General features: G+C 71.2%; 15 protein-coding genes. 9 read left to right on the top strand and 6 right to left on the bottom strand.

The features are described 5' to 3' along the window. Positions 1 to 51: 51 nt before the first annotated feature. Entirely contained in the window at positions 52 to 711 is a 660-nt protein-coding gene (gene nucS / locus AB0B86_RS24115) for an endonuclease NucS (protein ID WP_357419852.1), read from the top strand. 6 nt (positions 712 to 717) lie between these two features. Here the strand turns inward: nucS and AB0B86_RS24110 are convergent, their stop codons facing one another. Beyond that, on the bottom strand, positions 718 to 1,377 hold the full coding sequence (locus tag AB0B86_RS24110) for a class I SAM-dependent methyltransferase (RefSeq protein ID WP_357419851.1): 660 nt from the start codon (positions 1,375 to 1,377) through the stop codon (positions 718 to 720). Between the two features lie 80 nt (positions 1,378 to 1,457). Further along, the gene (locus AB0B86_RS24105; RefSeq protein WP_357419850.1) at positions 1,458 to 2,954 is read right to left on the bottom strand and encodes an aldehyde dehydrogenase family protein; all 1,497 of its coding nucleotides are present in this window, start codon (positions 2,952 to 2,954) and stop codon (positions 1,458 to 1,460) included. A gap of 306 nt (positions 2,955 to 3,260) precedes the next feature. Between AB0B86_RS24105 and AB0B86_RS24100 the strand changes: the two genes are divergently transcribed. The 7 genes from AB0B86_RS24100 (at position 3,261) to AB0B86_RS24070 (ending at position 9,586) form a co-directional block, all read left to right on the top strand. Next, the gene (locus tag AB0B86_RS24100; protein WP_357412275.1) at positions 3,261 to 3,626 is read left to right on the top strand and encodes an FHA domain-containing protein; all 366 of its coding nucleotides are present in this window, start codon (positions 3,261 to 3,263) and stop codon (positions 3,624 to 3,626) included. Between the two features lie 100 nt (positions 3,627 to 3,726). Further along, positions 3,727 to 4,791, top strand: coding sequence for an alpha/beta hydrolase (locus AB0B86_RS24095; RefSeq protein ID WP_357412273.1), 1,065 nt, complete (start codon positions 3,727 to 3,729; stop codon positions 4,789 to 4,791). A 128-nt stretch (positions 4,792 to 4,919) separates the two neighbouring features. After that, complete coding sequence (locus tag AB0B86_RS24090) at positions 4,920 to 6,710, top strand: 3-hydroxybutyryl-CoA dehydrogenase (RefSeq protein ID WP_357412271.1); 1,791 nt, start codon at positions 4,920 to 4,922, stop codon at positions 6,708 to 6,710. A gap of 40 nt (positions 6,711 to 6,750) precedes the next feature. Continuing rightward, entirely contained in the window at positions 6,751 to 7,245 is a 495-nt protein-coding gene (locus AB0B86_RS24085) for a SigE family RNA polymerase sigma factor (protein ID WP_357412268.1), read from the top strand. Further along, positions 7,242 to 8,318 (top strand): hypothetical protein, encoded by a 1,077-nt coding sequence (locus tag AB0B86_RS24080; RefSeq protein WP_357419849.1) that lies wholly within the window; start codon positions 7,242 to 7,244, stop codon positions 8,316 to 8,318. The genes AB0B86_RS24085 and AB0B86_RS24080 overlap by 4 nt, the downstream gene beginning before the upstream one ends. A 58-nt stretch (positions 8,319 to 8,376) precedes the next feature. Beyond that, complete coding sequence (locus AB0B86_RS24075) at positions 8,377 to 8,706, top strand: hypothetical protein (protein ID WP_036411703.1); 330 nt, start codon at positions 8,377 to 8,379, stop codon at positions 8,704 to 8,706. Between the two features lie 70 nt (positions 8,707 to 8,776). Further along, complete coding sequence (locus AB0B86_RS24070; RefSeq protein ID WP_357412263.1) at positions 8,777 to 9,586, top strand: alpha/beta hydrolase; 810 nt, start codon at positions 8,777 to 8,779, stop codon at positions 9,584 to 9,586. A 3-nt stretch (positions 9,587 to 9,589) separates the two neighbouring features. Here AB0B86_RS24070 and AB0B86_RS24065 read toward each other — a convergent pair whose 3' ends face one another. The 3 genes from AB0B86_RS24065 to AB0B86_RS24055 all read right to left on the bottom strand — a co-directional run bounded on the left by AB0B86_RS24065 (position 9,590) and on the right by AB0B86_RS24055 (position 11,743). After that, complete coding sequence (locus AB0B86_RS24065) at positions 9,590 to 10,690, bottom strand: AI-2E family transporter (RefSeq protein WP_357412337.1); 1,101 nt, start codon at positions 10,688 to 10,690, stop codon at positions 9,590 to 9,592. Positions 10,691 to 10,778: 88 nt separating this feature from the next. Then, positions 10,779 to 10,973 carry a DUF397 domain-containing protein gene (locus tag AB0B86_RS24060; protein WP_357412261.1) on the bottom strand — a complete coding sequence of 65 codons (195 nt, stop codon included), beginning with the start codon at positions 10,971 to 10,973 and terminating at the stop codon, positions 10,779 to 10,781. Next, positions 10,964 to 11,743 (bottom strand): helix-turn-helix transcriptional regulator, encoded by a 780-nt coding sequence (locus AB0B86_RS24055; RefSeq protein ID WP_357412335.1) that lies wholly within the window; start codon positions 11,741 to 11,743, stop codon positions 10,964 to 10,966. The genes AB0B86_RS24060 and AB0B86_RS24055 overlap by 10 nt, the downstream gene beginning before the upstream one ends. Before the next feature lie 402 nt (positions 11,744 to 12,145). Between AB0B86_RS24055 and AB0B86_RS24050 the strand changes: the two genes are divergently transcribed. Next, positions 12,146 to 12,448: a hypothetical protein gene (locus tag AB0B86_RS24050; RefSeq protein ID WP_357412259.1), complete on the top strand. Its 303-nt coding sequence runs from the start codon at positions 12,146 to 12,148 to the stop codon at positions 12,446 to 12,448. Positions 12,449 to 12,543: 95 nt separating this feature from the next. Here AB0B86_RS24050 and AB0B86_RS24045 read toward each other — a convergent pair whose 3' ends face one another. Next, complete coding sequence (locus tag AB0B86_RS24045; RefSeq protein WP_357419848.1) at positions 12,544 to 14,667, bottom strand: hypothetical protein; 2,124 nt, start codon at positions 14,665 to 14,667, stop codon at positions 12,544 to 12,546. Positions 14,668 to 14,835: the final 168 nt, after the last annotated feature.

Below are 14,835 nucleotides of genomic sequence, written 5' to 3'. Positions count from 1 at the left end.
GCGCCAGTGCCGCTCGGTGGCGACCGCTGGGTCCTCGGCTACCCTCGTCGGGTGCGGTTGGTCATTGCGAAGTGCTCGGTGGACTATGTCGGACGGCTCTCGGCTCACCTGCCGCCGGCCACCCGGTTGCTGATGGTGAAGGCGGACGGGTCGGTGTCGATCCATGCCGACGACCGGGCGTACAAGCCGTTGAACTGGATGAGCCCGCCGTGCCGGTTGGAGGAGGCCCCCGGCGTGTGGCGGGTGGTCAACAAGGCCGGCGAGGAGCTGCGGATCACCCTGGAGGAGATCTTCCAGGACACCTCGTACGAGCTGGGCGTGGACCCGGGCCTGCGCAAGGACGGGGTGGAGGCGCACCTGCAGGAGTTGTTGGCCGCCAACCCCGGTGCGTTGGGCGAGGGGTTCACGCTTGTCCGCCGCGAGTACATGACGGCGATCGGCCCGGTCGACCTGCTCTGCCGGGACGCCAACTCCGGTGCGGTCGCCGTGGAGGTCAAGCGGCGCGGCGACATCGACGGTGTGGAGCAGCTGACTCGATACCTCGAGTTGATGAACCGTGACCCGCTGCTCAGCCCGGTGGCCGGGGTCTTCGCGGCTCAGGAGATCAAGCCGCAGGCCCGGGTGCTCGCCGCCGACCGGGGCATCCGGTGCGTGGTCGTGAACTACGACCAGTTGCGGGGCATCGAGAAGGACGAACTGACGCTCTTCTGATCGGGCTCACCCGCCGGTACGCACCGCGATCAGCGACTTGGGCAGGCCGAACGCCCGCTCGACAAGCATTGTCGAGTCGGGGAAGTAGTGGCGCATCTGCGAGCGGTCGAGCAGTTCGGTCCAGAGCACCTGGTGGATGGCGGCCTCGTGACTGCGGGTCGGCTTGTGGCCCAGCGGCCAACGGCGGGCGAGCGCGGTGCGCAGTCGCACCGGCAGGAACTGCATCCCGGGCGCGATCCAGTGTGGCTCGATGGGGAAGTAGCGGTAGGGCGTCTGCACCCAGTGCCGGTCGGCCATCGCGCGGGCGGTGGCGGCGAAGCGCAGCCGGCGTTCGTGCCCGCCCACATGCTCCAGCACGGAGTTGGAGAAGACCAGGTCGTAGTCGCTCCTGGTGAGGCGCGGTGGCAGCTCGCAGGCGTCGGCCTGTTCGACGTGGGCCCAGTCCGGCACGACGGCTGGCGGCTGCTCCAGGTTGATGACCGTCACCCGGGCCGGCCGGACGGTCGCGCGGTGCCAGGTGCCGAGCCGGCCGCCCAGGTCGACCACGTGCATGTCGCCGATGTCGGGAAAGGTGCGCGCCAACCAGTCCGAGCGGTGCCGGCGCCGCCGCGCACTCCACGACTGGTCGCTGTCGACAAGGCGGTAGCGCAATCGATTGGGGCCCATTTAACGTAATGTACCGCCGCTGACATCGCACATAAACATGTGGATACGCCGATCCTTAGTGAAGATCGGTTATCTGACACTCACCTTCCGTACATAATTTTGATGGCCTTGACGAGTCGGGCCACGTCGGTCGGGGTCCGTTCGAAGGTCATCGAGGGCAGCAGCGAGCGGGCCCGACGGCGGGTCACGGCCTTGGCCCGGCCGAACTCGCGCAGCCCGTCCGCCCCGTGGATCCGCCCGAAGCCGGAGTCGCCGACCCCACCGAAGGGCAGGGTGGACATGCCGGCGAAGGTCAGTGAAGAGTTGATCGCGGCCATTCCGGAGCGCAGCTGCCTCGCGATGGCCACCGCCCGCCGCCGGCCGAAGACCGAACCGCCGAGGCCGTACGACAGGGCGTTGGCGCGGCTGACGGCCTCGTCGGCGTCGCGGACCCGGCTGATGGTGAGCGTCGGGCCGAAGGTCTCCTCACGGACGGCGGCCGACTCCTCCGGGACGTCCACGAGCACCGTCGGGTGCACGTACGGCGGCTGGACCGCGCTCGGGCCGCCGAGCACGGCACGCCCGCCGGAGGCGATCGCCGCGTCGATGTGCTGGCGGATCACGTCGAGTTGCCGGGGCATGGTGATCGGCCCGATGTCGGTGCCCTCCGGCCCGACGGTCAACCGACCGGCCCGGGCGACCACCTTGTCGACGAAGGCGTCGAAGACCGAGTCGACGGCGTACACCCGCTCGATGCCGATGCAGGTCTGACCCGCGTTTGTCATGCCGCCCCAGACGCACGCCTCGGCCGCGGCGTCCAGGTCGGCGTCGCTGTCGACGATCATGGCGTCCTTGCCGCCGCCCTCGATCAGCACCGGGGTCAGCGTCTCGGCGCAGGCGGCCATCACCTTCCGGGCGGTGGCGGTCGAGCCGGTGAAGGCCACCTTGTCGACCCCGGAGCGGCACAGCGCCGCCCCCACGTCGCCCAGCCCGTGCACTGCGGTGAACACCTGGTGCTCGGGCACCACCTCGGCGAAGCTGTCCACCAGCCACTGGCCGGCGGCCGGGGTGTATTCGCTCGGCTTGAGCACCACGGCGTTGCCGGCGGCCAACGCGTACGCGGCGGAACCGATCGGGGTGAAGACCGGATAGTTCCAGGGCCCGATCACGCCGACGACACCGTGCGGCTGGTATTCGAGGTGGCCGGAGAACTCGGCGAGGATCAGCCGGGACCGCACCCGGCGCGGGCCGAGTACGCGGCTGGCGTTGCGGGCGGCCCAGTCGATGTGCTCGATCGCGGTGACGATCTCGACGATGGCGTCGGCGGTCGGCTTGCCGCCCTCGACATGCACCAGCTGGGCCAGCTCCTCGATGCGTTTGGCGAGCAGGGCACGCCAGCGCAGCATCCGTTCGCGGCGGTCGGTGAAGTCGAGCCCGGCCCACCACCCGCCGGCCGTGCGGGCGTTCTCGACGGCCCGCCGGACGTCGGCGTCGGTAGCGACCGGGAACCGGCCGGCTTCCGCACCGGTGGCCGGGCTGGTGGAGACCAGCCGACCTGCCTCGATGACCGGAAGACCGGGGACATGCACAGCCGTCATGGCGGAAGTCTAGACCCGAAGATTACTCACGGGTAGGTCCGGATCGTGACCAACCGGGCCGGAGCCGTAGCGCTTCGCCTGATCGTTTATCAGTGCAGGCCACGATGCCGATGACGAAAACGACCCGCCCGAACCGTCGAACGGTGGGTAGCCGGGAGGTGACGAGGAGCTGACCGGCCGGTCGGTATCGATGACTACCGTCTGATGGCAGGCTGACGCGCGGAGTAACGGTGTGGGGTGGAGGGCTGACTGTCCATGGAGGAACATCCGGAACTTATGCCGCTGTTGACTGTGGCGGGTGGGCCGATGCGCGGAGCGAGCTTTCGACTTCGGGTCGAGCCGCAGGTGGTCGGTCGGGCACCGACCGGTCACGTCGTCATCAGCGACCCGCACCTGAGCCGCCGCCACGCGGAGGTGTGGTTGGCCCCGGAGGGCCCGTCGCTGCGCGACCTCGGCTCGACAAACGGCACCTGGCTCAACGATCGCCGGATAACCGACGTCGAGCGGCTCTCCGACGGCGACGTGATCCGACTCGGCCGTACCGAGCTGCGCCTGTTCGACCCGGGGGTGGCCCACACCGATCCGGTGGGGCTCAGTTTCGGCCCGTCCCGGCGCGACGTTCGACCGACACTGCCGCTGCCGTTGGCCGCGCCGCCCAGCGCCCGCCGCTGACCGGGGCACGCCGACCCGGGCGTGGCCCACACCTGGGCCGCACCCGGGGTGGCGGTCCCGCACCTGGACCCGCACCGGCCGGCCTGGCACCATCGCGCGGATGGAAACCGAGCAGCGCAGCGTCCCGGCGAACGGCATCACCCAGGCGGTACGGGTGGCCGGACCGCCGGACGGCACCCCGGTGCTGCTGATCCACGGCAACTGCTCGTCGGCGCTGTTCTGGGAGCCGCTGGTCCGGCGGCTACCGCCGACCCTGCGGGTGGTCGCCCCCGACCTGCGCGGATACGGCGACACCGAGACCGCCCCGGTAGACGCCACCCGAGGCCTGCGCGACTTCGCCGACGACGTGGCCGCCCTGCTCGACGACCCGACCCTGTTCGACAGCGACGGCACCCGCCCGGTGGTGGTCGGGCACTCCCTCGGCGGCGGGGTGGCGATGCGCCTCCTCGTCGACCACCCGGACCGGGTGGGCGCGTTGCTGCTCGCGGCACCGGTCTCCCCGTACGGCTTCGGTGGCACCCGCGACCTGACCGGCACCCCGACCACCGCCGACTTCGCCGGCACCGGCGCGGGCTCGGCCAACCCGGACTTCGTCGCCCGGCTCGCCGCCGGCGACCGGAGCGCGGACACCCCAGCCAGCCCGCGCGCCGTCCTGCGCGCCACCTACGTGGCCGACCCGGCGACCCTGGGCACCGACGAGGACCTGCTGCTGGACACCGTGCTCTCCACCGCCACCGGCGACGACAACTACCCGGGCACGGCGGTGCCCTCGACGAACTGGCCGGGCACCGCGCCGGGCGAACGTGGCGTGCTCAACGCGCTCGCACCGACCTGGTTCCGGCTCGCCGACGAGCTGGTGGCCGTCGCCGACAAGCCTCCGGTCACCTGGGTACGCGGCGACGCCGACGTCATCGTCTCGGACACCTCGCTGTTCGACCTGGCGTACCTGGGCTCGCTCGGTCTCGTGCCCGGCTGGCCGGGCGAGGCGGCCTGCCCACCCCAGCCGATGGTCGGCCAGACCCGGTCGGTGCTGGATCGGTACGCGGCGGCCGGCGGCGCGTACCAAGAGGTGGTGTTGCCCGGCTGCGGGCACAGCCCGCACCTGGAACGGCCTGCGGAATTCGTCGCCGAGCTAATGGCGCTCACCGACGGGCTGGCCGCCTAGCGACGGTCCCGCATCGTCGGCGGTGACATGTGCCACGGCGTCTCGACAACCGGACGTCACGTGGCAGACTCGCGCGCAAAGCCTTAGCGGCCGTTCAGGGTCGTGTGGAGTGTCTGGGGAGGCCGGTCGTGGCGCGCGAGTTCAACACCGTGGGTGTGGTGGGGCTGGGCACCATGGGTGCCGGCATCGTCGAGGTCTTCGCCCGCAACGGCATCGACGTGGTCGCTGTCGAGATCTCCGAGGCGGCGCTGGACCGCGGCCGGGCCACCCTCACCGCCTCCACCGACCGGGCGGTCGCCAAGGGCAAGCTCGCCGCGGCGGACCGCGACGCCCTGCACGAGCGCGTGCACTTCGCTGTCGGGCTGCCCGCGCTGCACTCCGTCGACCTGGTCATCGAGGCGGTGCCCGAGCACCTCGACCTCAAGCAGCGGATCTTCGCCGAGCTGGACCGGGTCTGCCGGCCGGACGCCATCCTCGCCACCAACACCTCGTCGCTGAGCGTCACCGAGATCTCGGTGGCCACCACCCGGCCCAACCAGGTGATCGGGATCCACTTCTTCAACCCGGCGCCGGTGATGAAGCTTGTCGAGGTGGTCCGCACCGTGGTCACCTCGCCCGAGGTCGTCGCCGACGTCGAGGCGCTCTGCGCCCGGCTCGGCAAGGTCGACGTCACCATCAACGACCGGGCCGGTTTCATCGCCAATGCGCTGCTCTTCGGCTACCTCAACCACGCGGTCGGCATGTTCGAGGCGCACTACGCGACCCGGGAGGACATCGACGCGGCCATGAAGCTCGGCTGCGGCCTGCCGATGGGCCCGCTGGCGCTGATGGACCTGATCGGCCTGGACACCGCGTACGAGATCCTGGACACCATGTACCGGCGCGGCGGGCGGGACCGCAGGCACGCCCCGGTGCCGCTGCTGAAGCAGATGGTGACCGCCGGGTTGCTCGGTCGGAAGTCCGGCCGGGGCTTCTACACCTACGAGCGGCCCGGCTCGCCGGTGGTCGTACCGGATGAGGTGACGCCGCTGACGTCGGACGGCGGGCTCGCCGACGGCGCGCGAGTGATCGCCAAGGTCGGCGTGGTGGGGTCCGGAACGATGGCCACCGGAATCATCGAGGTCTTCGCGAAGGCCGGCTACGAGGTCGTCTCGGTGACCCGCGGCGCGGAGAAGTCCGCGACGGTCTGCGAGGCGGTGAAGACGTCGCTGAACAAGGGCGTGGTGCGCGGCAGGCTCACCGAGGCTGACCGCGACGCCGCGCTCGGCCGGATCAGCTGGTCGGCCACGCTCGACCACCTCGCCGACGTGGACCTGGTGGTCGAGGCGGTGATCGAGGAGTTGAGCGTGAAGAAGGCGCTCTTCGCGAGCCTCGACGAGATCTGCAAGCCGGGCGTGGTGCTTGCCACCACCACCTCCTCGCTGCCGGTGATCGACGTGGCGATGGCCACCCACCGACCGGCCGACGTGGTGGGACTGCACTTCTTCAACCCGGCACCGGTCATGCCGCTGGTCGAGGTGGTCCGCACGATCCGCACCTCCCCGGAGACCATCGCCACCGCCCGTGCCGCCTGCGCCGCACTCGACAAGACCGGTGTGGTCTGCGCTGACCGGTCCGGGTTCATCGTCAACGCGTTGCTCTTCCCCTACCTGAACGACGCGGTGAAGATGCTCGAGGCCAGCTACTCGACGGCCGACGACATCGACCACGCCATGAAACTCGGCTGCGGCTACCCGATGGGCCCGTTCGAGCTGCTCGACGTGGTCGGCCTGGACGTCGCGCTGGCGATCCAGCGCGAGCTGTACCTGGAGCTGCGCGAGCCGGGCTTCGCGCCCGCGCCGCTGCTGGAGCACCTGGTCACCGCCGGCTACCTGGGCCGCAAGACCCGTCGCGGTTTCCGCGACCACTCGCACCGCTGACGGGGTCAACGCCGGAGGGGCCCGGCCGCGTCTGAGGGATGTGACCTTCGAGGAGTACGTCGGTAGCCGCGGCCCGGCCCTGATCCGGCTGGCGCGGCTGCTGACCGGTGACGAGCACCGGGCTGAAGACCTCACCCAGGAGGTGCTGTCCCGGGCGTACGTGCACTGGCGCAAGATCTCGCGGGCGGACCGACCCGACGTGTATGTACGTCGAATGCTGGTCAACGCCAACAACTCCTGGTGGCGTCGCCGGTCCAACCGTGAGTTGGTCGTCGACACCTTCGCCGACCGGGCGCAGCGTGGCGACCTCGGCCGCGAGGCGGCCGACCGGGACGAGATGTGGCGGCTCATCCTCGGCCTGCCCGAACGCCAGCGGGCGGTGCTGGTGCTGCGCTTCTACGAGGACCTCGACGACGCGACGATCGCCCAGATCCTGGACTGCTCGCCGGTCACCGTCCGCACCCACGCGATGCGGGCGCTCGCCAACCTCCGGGAGCGCTGCGGTGCCCCGGCCACGAACGGGAGCCGGTCGTGATCGACCTCGACGAACAGATCGCCCAGACCCTGCGGGAGCATGCCGAGGGTGGCGTGGACACCGACCGGCTGTTGCGAGCCTCCCGTGCTCGGGGCCGCCGCAGACAGGTGCACCGCCGGGCCGCCATGGGCACCGCCCTGTGCCTCGTCGGGGCGCTCGGCTTCGTCGGAGTTACCGGATCGGACCTCGACGAACTGACCGGCCGCCTGCCCTGGACCACTGCGACGTCCACGCCCTCCGTGGTCCTGCCGCGCGCCGACGGAGTGCCCGGCGCCGCCGCCGACCCGACGCTGGTGGGTGCCGATCCGCAGGTGCTGCACTTCGGCGTCGACCCGGCGCGGGCGCGCTACCTGGGCTGGGAGGTGATCCGAGATCACGCCGAGAGGGTACGGCTCAGCGTGGCGGGCAGTGAGGAGGTGCTTATCGACGTGAGTCGCAACGTGGAGGTGTTCTCCGGCAGCGTCACCGTCGACGGCACCTCGTTCGACGTGACCGAGTCGGGACGCCCGGTGTTCGACGGCGCGATCCGCCCGGCCAGCGGTGTGGCCGGCGCGCTCGTCATGTTGTGGCAGCCCGTGCCGGGCCTGTACGCCCGCGCCGTCATGTTGCAGGGAAACCGGGCCGTGCTGACCAAGGCGGTCGAGGCCCTGCGGTGGAAGGAGGCCCGACGGTGCGCCGCGCCGCTGCGGCTCGGTGCCCTGCCCGAGGGCGCGAAGGTCACCGGCTGCTCGGTCGACGTCGACTCGTACCCGAGAGTGGTCACCGCCCGGTTCGACGTGGTGCGAGCCCCGACGGAGAGAATGTCGGTGGAGTACCGGTATGTGAGTCAGGGGGGTACCTACACCAACGCCGATCGGACCATCGCCGGCCGGCCGGCGTTGCTCTCGGGGAGGGGGACGAGGTTGGAACTGGTCGGCATCCCCAAGACGACGGTGCTCGCCGATTTCGCGTGGCCCGCCGGCGAAGGAACTCCCATGAACTGGCCGAAAAGCTTCACCGAGGCGGACGCGACGCTGGTGCTGGCGGACGTGAAACTGTCGGAGGACCCGACCAGGTCGCAGACCTGGGAGTGACCTCGACCGTCGGGCGGGCCGGCCGGAAGGTCGTCCCGCCCGACGGAACGTACGCTTGGTGACTGTGAGCCCCCGTCGCAACCGCCCTCGCCGGGACGAGAACGCCAACCTGGACGCCGACCGTGTCCGGCAGGGCGTCGCCTCGGTGCAGCAGTGGACCGACGGCGCCTGGCAGGTGCGTGGGATCGGCGCGGGGGCGTCCGTCAAGACGTACCGCTGCCCCGGTTGTGACCAGGAGATCCGACCCGGGGTGGCGCACCTGGTGGCCTGGCCGGCGGACGGCCTGGGTGACCTGACCGACCGGCGGCACTGGCACAGCGGCTGCTGGCGGGCCCGGGACCGGCGCGGGCCGGCGGTGCAGCGCGGCCGGGGCACCCCGCGCTACTGACCGAGCGACCTGGATCACCCTGTTCGTGCCTGGGCGGGCGGCGGCGCTCACTTCACGACACACTTGGGCGGTGAGCACAGCGATCCGCGCGTCGTCGATCCTGCCCGGCCGCCGGGAGGACATCGAGCTGCACACCGCCGACGGTCTGCGGCTGGTCGGCGAACTGGCACTGCCGGCCGACCGGCCGCCGGTGGCCACCCTGGTCTGCCTGCACCCGCTGCCCACCCACGGCGGAATGATGGACAGCCACGTCTTCCGTAAGGCGGCCTGGCGGTTGCCCGCCCTGGCCGACCTGGCCGTGCTGCGGTTCAACACCCGGGGCACCAGCAGCCTGCGCGGCACCAGCGAGGGAGCCTTCGACGGCGCGGTGGGGGAGCGCTACGACGTGGCCGCCGCCATCGAGTACGCGGAGTTCGCCGAGCTGCCCAACATCTGGCTGGTCGGTTGGTCGTTCGGCACCGACCTGGCGTTGAAGTACGGCTGTGACCCGGCGGTCGCCGGGGCGATCCTGCTCTCCCCGCCGCTGCGCTTCTCCGCCCCGGAGGACCTGGCCACCTGGGCCGCCTCGGGTCGGCCGCTGACGGCGCTGGTGCCCGAGTTCGACGACTACCTGCGGCCGACCGAGGCGCGGGAGCGGTTCGCCGCCGTGCCGCAGGCCGAGGTGGTCGGGGTCCCGGGCGCCAAGCACCTCTGGGTGGGCGACGCGGAGACGGTGCTCGACGAGATCGTCCGGCGGGTCAACCCGGCCGTCGAGGTGCCGCTCCCGACGACCTGGGACGGCCCGATGGAGTCCGGCGACGTCAGCGCGTACGCCGACCGGACGGTGGCGTCGTTCGCGGACACACCAGTCCCCGGGCCGGCCGCCGGTCAGGCCGGCTGACCCTCAGCGGGTCTCCTGACGGGGCAGCACCACCTCGCGCAGGATCAGTTGCAGCGCGGCGACCGTGGGGATGGCGATCAGCGCGCCCACGACGCCCAGCAGCGCCACCCCGAGCAACGCGGCCAGCAGGGCGGCCACCTCGTTGACCTCCACCGAGCGCCGCATCACCTTCGGGTAGATCAGGTAGTTCTCCACCTGCTGGTAGATGAGGAAGAAGATCGCGCAGGCGATGCCGGTGGGCAGGTCGGCGGCGAAGCCGACAAGGCTCACGATCACCGCGCCCAGGGTGGCACCGATCTGCGGGATCAGATCGGTCACCGCCACCACCACGGCCAGCGCGAACGGGTACGGCAGCCCGACGATCAGCGCGAAGACGAAGGTGGTCGCGCCGGCCAGCACCGCGATGCTCAGCGCGCCGACCATGTAGGCACCCACCTTGGCCAGGATCTCGTCGCCGATCAGCTGCACCCGCTCCCGCCGGGACCGGGGCACCAACGAGTAGCCCAGACCGCGCAGCTTGTTGAAGTAGGCCAGGAAGTAGATCGTCAGCACCAGCACGGTGAGCGTCCGGAACACCGTGCCGAAGATCAGTTGGGCGCCGCCCAGTACCCCGCCGAGCGCCCGCCCGATGGTCTGCGCGTTGGCCGCGCTCTGCACGCGCTCCACCACGTCGTACCGCTCCACCAGGTCGTTGACCGTCGGATTGCGGCGCAGCTCGTCGAGCAGGCTCGGGATCTGGTCGATGAACTGCCCCGACTGCGTCACGATCGGCGGCACCAGCGCCACCACGCCACCGCAGAGCAGCAGCACCACTGTCAACGCGACAGCCGCCACCGCCAGGCCGTGCGGCACGCCCCAGCGGCGTAGCCGGACCACCGCCGGGTTGAGGCCGACCGCCAGGAACAGCGCGATCACCACAAGCACCAGGATGCCGCCGGCATTGCGAATCCCCAGATAGAGGGTGTACGCCAGCAGCACGCCGAGCGCCCCGGTGAACCCGATCAGGAAACTGCTGCGGCGTAACGGACGACCAGGAGTGCCGAACTTCCCGGACGGGACCGCCGGCGGCTCGTCCGGGTCGAACCCCGGAGCGGGAACCGGCACCGGCGGTGGCGTCTCCGCCGACGGGGCACCGGACGTCGCGTCCGGGTCGTCAGTCGACGGATCGTGCTGTGGCAACAGAACCCCCGGCTCAGGCCGTCGGACGAGCGGCGACAGCGACGAACGCCCGCCACGCGGCCGGCGCGAACATCAGCACCGGACCGGTCGGGTCCTTGCTGTCCCGAACCCCCACGACCCCGGGCAGATTGTCCGCCACCTCGACGCAGTCGCCCCCGCTAACGCCGCTGCGGGTTGATTTGCGCCATTCAGCGCTCTTCAGCTCCATGTCGTCACGATCCTCTTCATCAGCTCGATGGACTGCCGGCGGGACAGGGCATCGTTCCGCACGCTTTCCCATCTCGCGAGCAGCGTAGCCAGACCATCCTCGGTGTCCACAACGGTGCCGCCAAGCTGGTTTTCCAGGTGCCCCACCCAGCCGCCGTCGGCGCCCCGGGCCAAGACGAACGGCCCCGACAGCCCTGGATGCAGCCCGACCTCGGCGGGCACGATGTGCACGCTGACGTTGGGCTGTTCCGCGCAGGAGACCAGGTGGGTGACCTGTTCGACCATCAGGCCGACGAACTCTTCCCCGGTGCGCCTCAGCACCAGTTCGTCGATGACGGCAACGAACTGCGGGGGCTCGGCCTGAACGAGCAGCGACTGGCGGTCCATACGGCCGGCCAGCAACCGGTCCAAGCCGTCGGCGCTAAGGGACTCGTCGCCGCGCAGCACCGCGCGGGCGTAGTTTTCGGTCTGTAGCAGGCCGGGGATCAGCGTGGGTTGGAAGCAGCGCAGTTGGCGGGCGTTGCGCTCGGCGTCCAGCCACGGCCGGAACCAGCTCGGCTGGCCGTCGCGCTCGGCGAGTTTGAGCAGGTAGACGAGCAGACCGCCGGTGGCCAGGACCTCGTCGGCGCGGGCCAGGAAGAGCCGGTCCAGCGGACGCTGGCCCAGCTCCAGCGCGGACACCATCGAGCCGGAGTAGTGCACCAGCCGGCCGAAATCCTCCTGGCTCATCCCGGCGGCGGTCCGCAGCCGCCGCAGCTGCGCACGGATCATGTCGGCCGTCGGCGCGGCGTCGCCTTCCACAGTGCCTCCGCAGGTCGAGGGTCCTCTCCACCGGTCGACCCGGCGGGTCATGCCGTCACCGCAGTCACCCCACCGGACCCGGCGATGCCTTCCGACCGTAGCGGTGCCCTCAGCAGACTGTCACCTACCGGGTCGTCCCGGACCACTCCGGTTCCCACCGCGCGGGCCTGCCGTTTCCACAACGGCCCGACCGTGCCTAGTCGAGGAGACAATCTGATGCCCCCGTCTCGCCCCGCCGGCCGGTCGCTGCCCGTCACTGTCGTCGCCGCGTCGCCGCCGTCGACCGGCTGCACACCGTTGGGTCCCCGCTCGGGCGGGAGGGCGCGTACACCGGTGTCGGGGTTGCCCCAGCCGAGGCTCGGGCCGTACCCCGTGTTTCCTCGACCCTGCGGCGCGCGGACGCCGCACACCCCGCTGCGACCCATGTGGTGCTGCCGGGCAGACGGCCTACCGTGGCCCTGCGCGGACGCCCGGCTGCTGCTCAAGGCGGAGTTCGCCACCGATCCGGCGGCGCTGACCATCTACCTCGCCGGGCTCTACCACGAGGCGGCACACGACCTGTACCAGCTCGATCCCTACGCCGGGCCGGCGCCTCGGGAGCTGTTCGAACGTTTCGTGGCGTGGGGGCCGTTCCGTCGCCCGGTCATCGACCCACCACCCGACCAGCAGCCCTGATCCACTCGCCCTTCAGGAAATCGGGGTGTCTGGGTTACCCGGACACCCCGAAGTCACTGATGTCGTGTCGATCATGCGGCTGGCGACGCCGGCCGTCAGTCCTTGTCGATGGTGACCTTGCTGGGCTTGGCGCTGCGCTCGTCGGTGGTGGGCTTGCTGGGCCGCTTACCGTTCTCACCGGTGCTGGTGATCTTGGTCGGCTTGGCGCCCCGGCCGCCCTCGCCCGGAACGGCGGCCACTGTCGGCTCCCCGTCCACCCCGGCGCTCGCCGCACCTCCATCGACTGTGGTCACCGGCTCGGCCACCGGTCGGGTCGTGGACTGCCCGGCGCCCTCGGCCCCGGCGTTCACCGGCTGACGGGTGTCGGCGGGCTCGGTCTTGACGCCGGTGGCCGCACCCGACCCGGGCGACGTGCCCGCGTCGACGGTGCCCGCGTCGACGGTCGCCGCGCTGGAGACTGTCGCGCCCTCGGCACCGTCGTCGGTGGTGTTCCGGCCCGCACCGTCAGCGGCGGCCGGCGCGGTCGGGCCGTCGACCGGGCCCGCCACGCTCTGCAACCGCAGCTCGGCCATCTGCCGTTGCAGCTCGTCCGACTCCTGCCGAGCCTTCCAGGTCTCCTGTCGCAGGTCGGCGAGCTGCTGCTGGGCCTGGGCGATCTCCAGCATCACCTGGGCGAGCTGCTGTCGACCGGCCGCCGACTCCTGCTGGGTGGCCGCCAGGTGCTGCTGGGTGGTGGCCAGGTGCTGCTGGGTGGTGGCCGCGTACTCCTCGAACTGCCGACGCGACGCCGCGACGTGCTCGTCAGCCTCGCGGCGCTTGGCGCCGGCCTCGGTCTCGGCCCGGCTCAGCAGCTCGGCCGCCTCCGCCTCGGACCGCTGGCGCAGAGCCGCCGCCTCCTGCTCGGCCGCCTGAAGAATCCCGGCCGCGCTCTGCTCGATCTCGTTCTTACGCGTGGAGTAGTCGGTCTCCAGCTCGTTCCTGCGGCTCGTGTACTCGGTTTCCAACTCGTCGCGGCGGGTGGTGTAACCCGCCTCCAACTCCTGCTGACGGCTGGCGAACCCGGACTCCAACTCCTGCTGGCGGGACGTGTGCTGCTTGTCCAGCTCGTCGCGGTGCTTGGCGAACTCCTGCTCGGCAGTGGACCGACGCTGCGCCAACTCCCGGTCGGCAGCCTCCCGACGCGAGTTGACCTCCTGCTCCACACCGGCCCGCCACGCGCCCAGCTCCTGCTGGGTCTGCGCCCGGGTCTGCTGCACGTACGCCTCGGTCTCGGCGCGCATCCGCTGCACGTACGCCTCGGTGTCGGCCCGGCTGCGCTTGGCCGCCTCGGCGGCCTGCGTGGTCAGCCGCTCCGCCTCCTGTTGCGCCTTCGCGCGGGTGGCCCGCCCGGCCATCGACGCATCATCGATGATCTGCTTTGCCTCCTGCTGCGCCTTGGCGTGACTCGCCCGACCGGCCTCGGTCGCGGTGTCGGTGAGCCGCTTGGCCTCCTGGAGGGCCTTGGCGTGCACCTCCTTGGCGGCCTCGCGCAGGTCGCTGGCCTCCTGCCGGGCGTTCGCCAACGCCTCGCGGGCCGTCTCACGCAGCTTGGCCGACTCCTGTTGGGCCCGAGCGTGGATCTCCTTGGCGTTGTCCCGCAGCTGGGTGGCCTCCTGCTGCGCCTTCGCCAGCGCGTCCTGCGCCGCCTTGCGCAACTGCGCCGACTCGTCCTTGGCGGACCGCAGAGTGGCCTCGGCCTCGGCCCGCCGGGCCGCGCTCTGCCGCTCCTCCTCCGAGCGGCGCGCGGCGAGCGCGATCTCGAAGTCCTTCAGCGCCCGCGCGGCCTGCTCGCGGGCCTCCTCGATGATGTGCTCGGCCGCGGCGCGGCGGGCGTCGATCTCCACATTCGCATCGGCCACCAGCTTGTCGGCCAACTCCTGGGCCTGCGTCACGATCGAGTCGACAAGTGGGCCGAGGTGCCGGAGCGAGGCCGGGTCGACCACGTTCATCTGCTTGCGCACCTGCGTCAGGTCACGCTGGAGCACCTCGACCTGGCCGGCGAGCTTGTGGATCTGTGTATAGGCCTGCTCGCGTTCGGCGGCGAGGGTCGCGATCTCGTGCTCGGCACGCGCGACATACCGATCAACCTGTTTCTTCTCGTACCCCCGCAGAGCGGACTCGAAGCTGGGCTCCGTCGTCACGTCCCCGCCGAGAGCGAACAGTTCCTCGCCGTGCGACATGCCCCCATCCTCACACGCAACCGGGCCGGCTGGGGCGATACGGACGCGCCTTGTGCGACCTACTTCACTCCGTCATGAGCGAGGGACACCGACGGTTGGGAAACGCATACGGCGCGAGGTTGCACCGGTTACCCGGTGTCACCTCGCGCCGTCGATGCCCCGACCTGA

It is taken from the genome of Micromonospora sp. NPDC049047 (genome assembly GCF_040649135.1).
GTDB lineage: Bacteria > Actinomycetota > Actinomycetes > Mycobacteriales > Micromonosporaceae > Micromonospora.
This window is presented reverse-complemented; position numbering and strand designations above follow the sequence as displayed.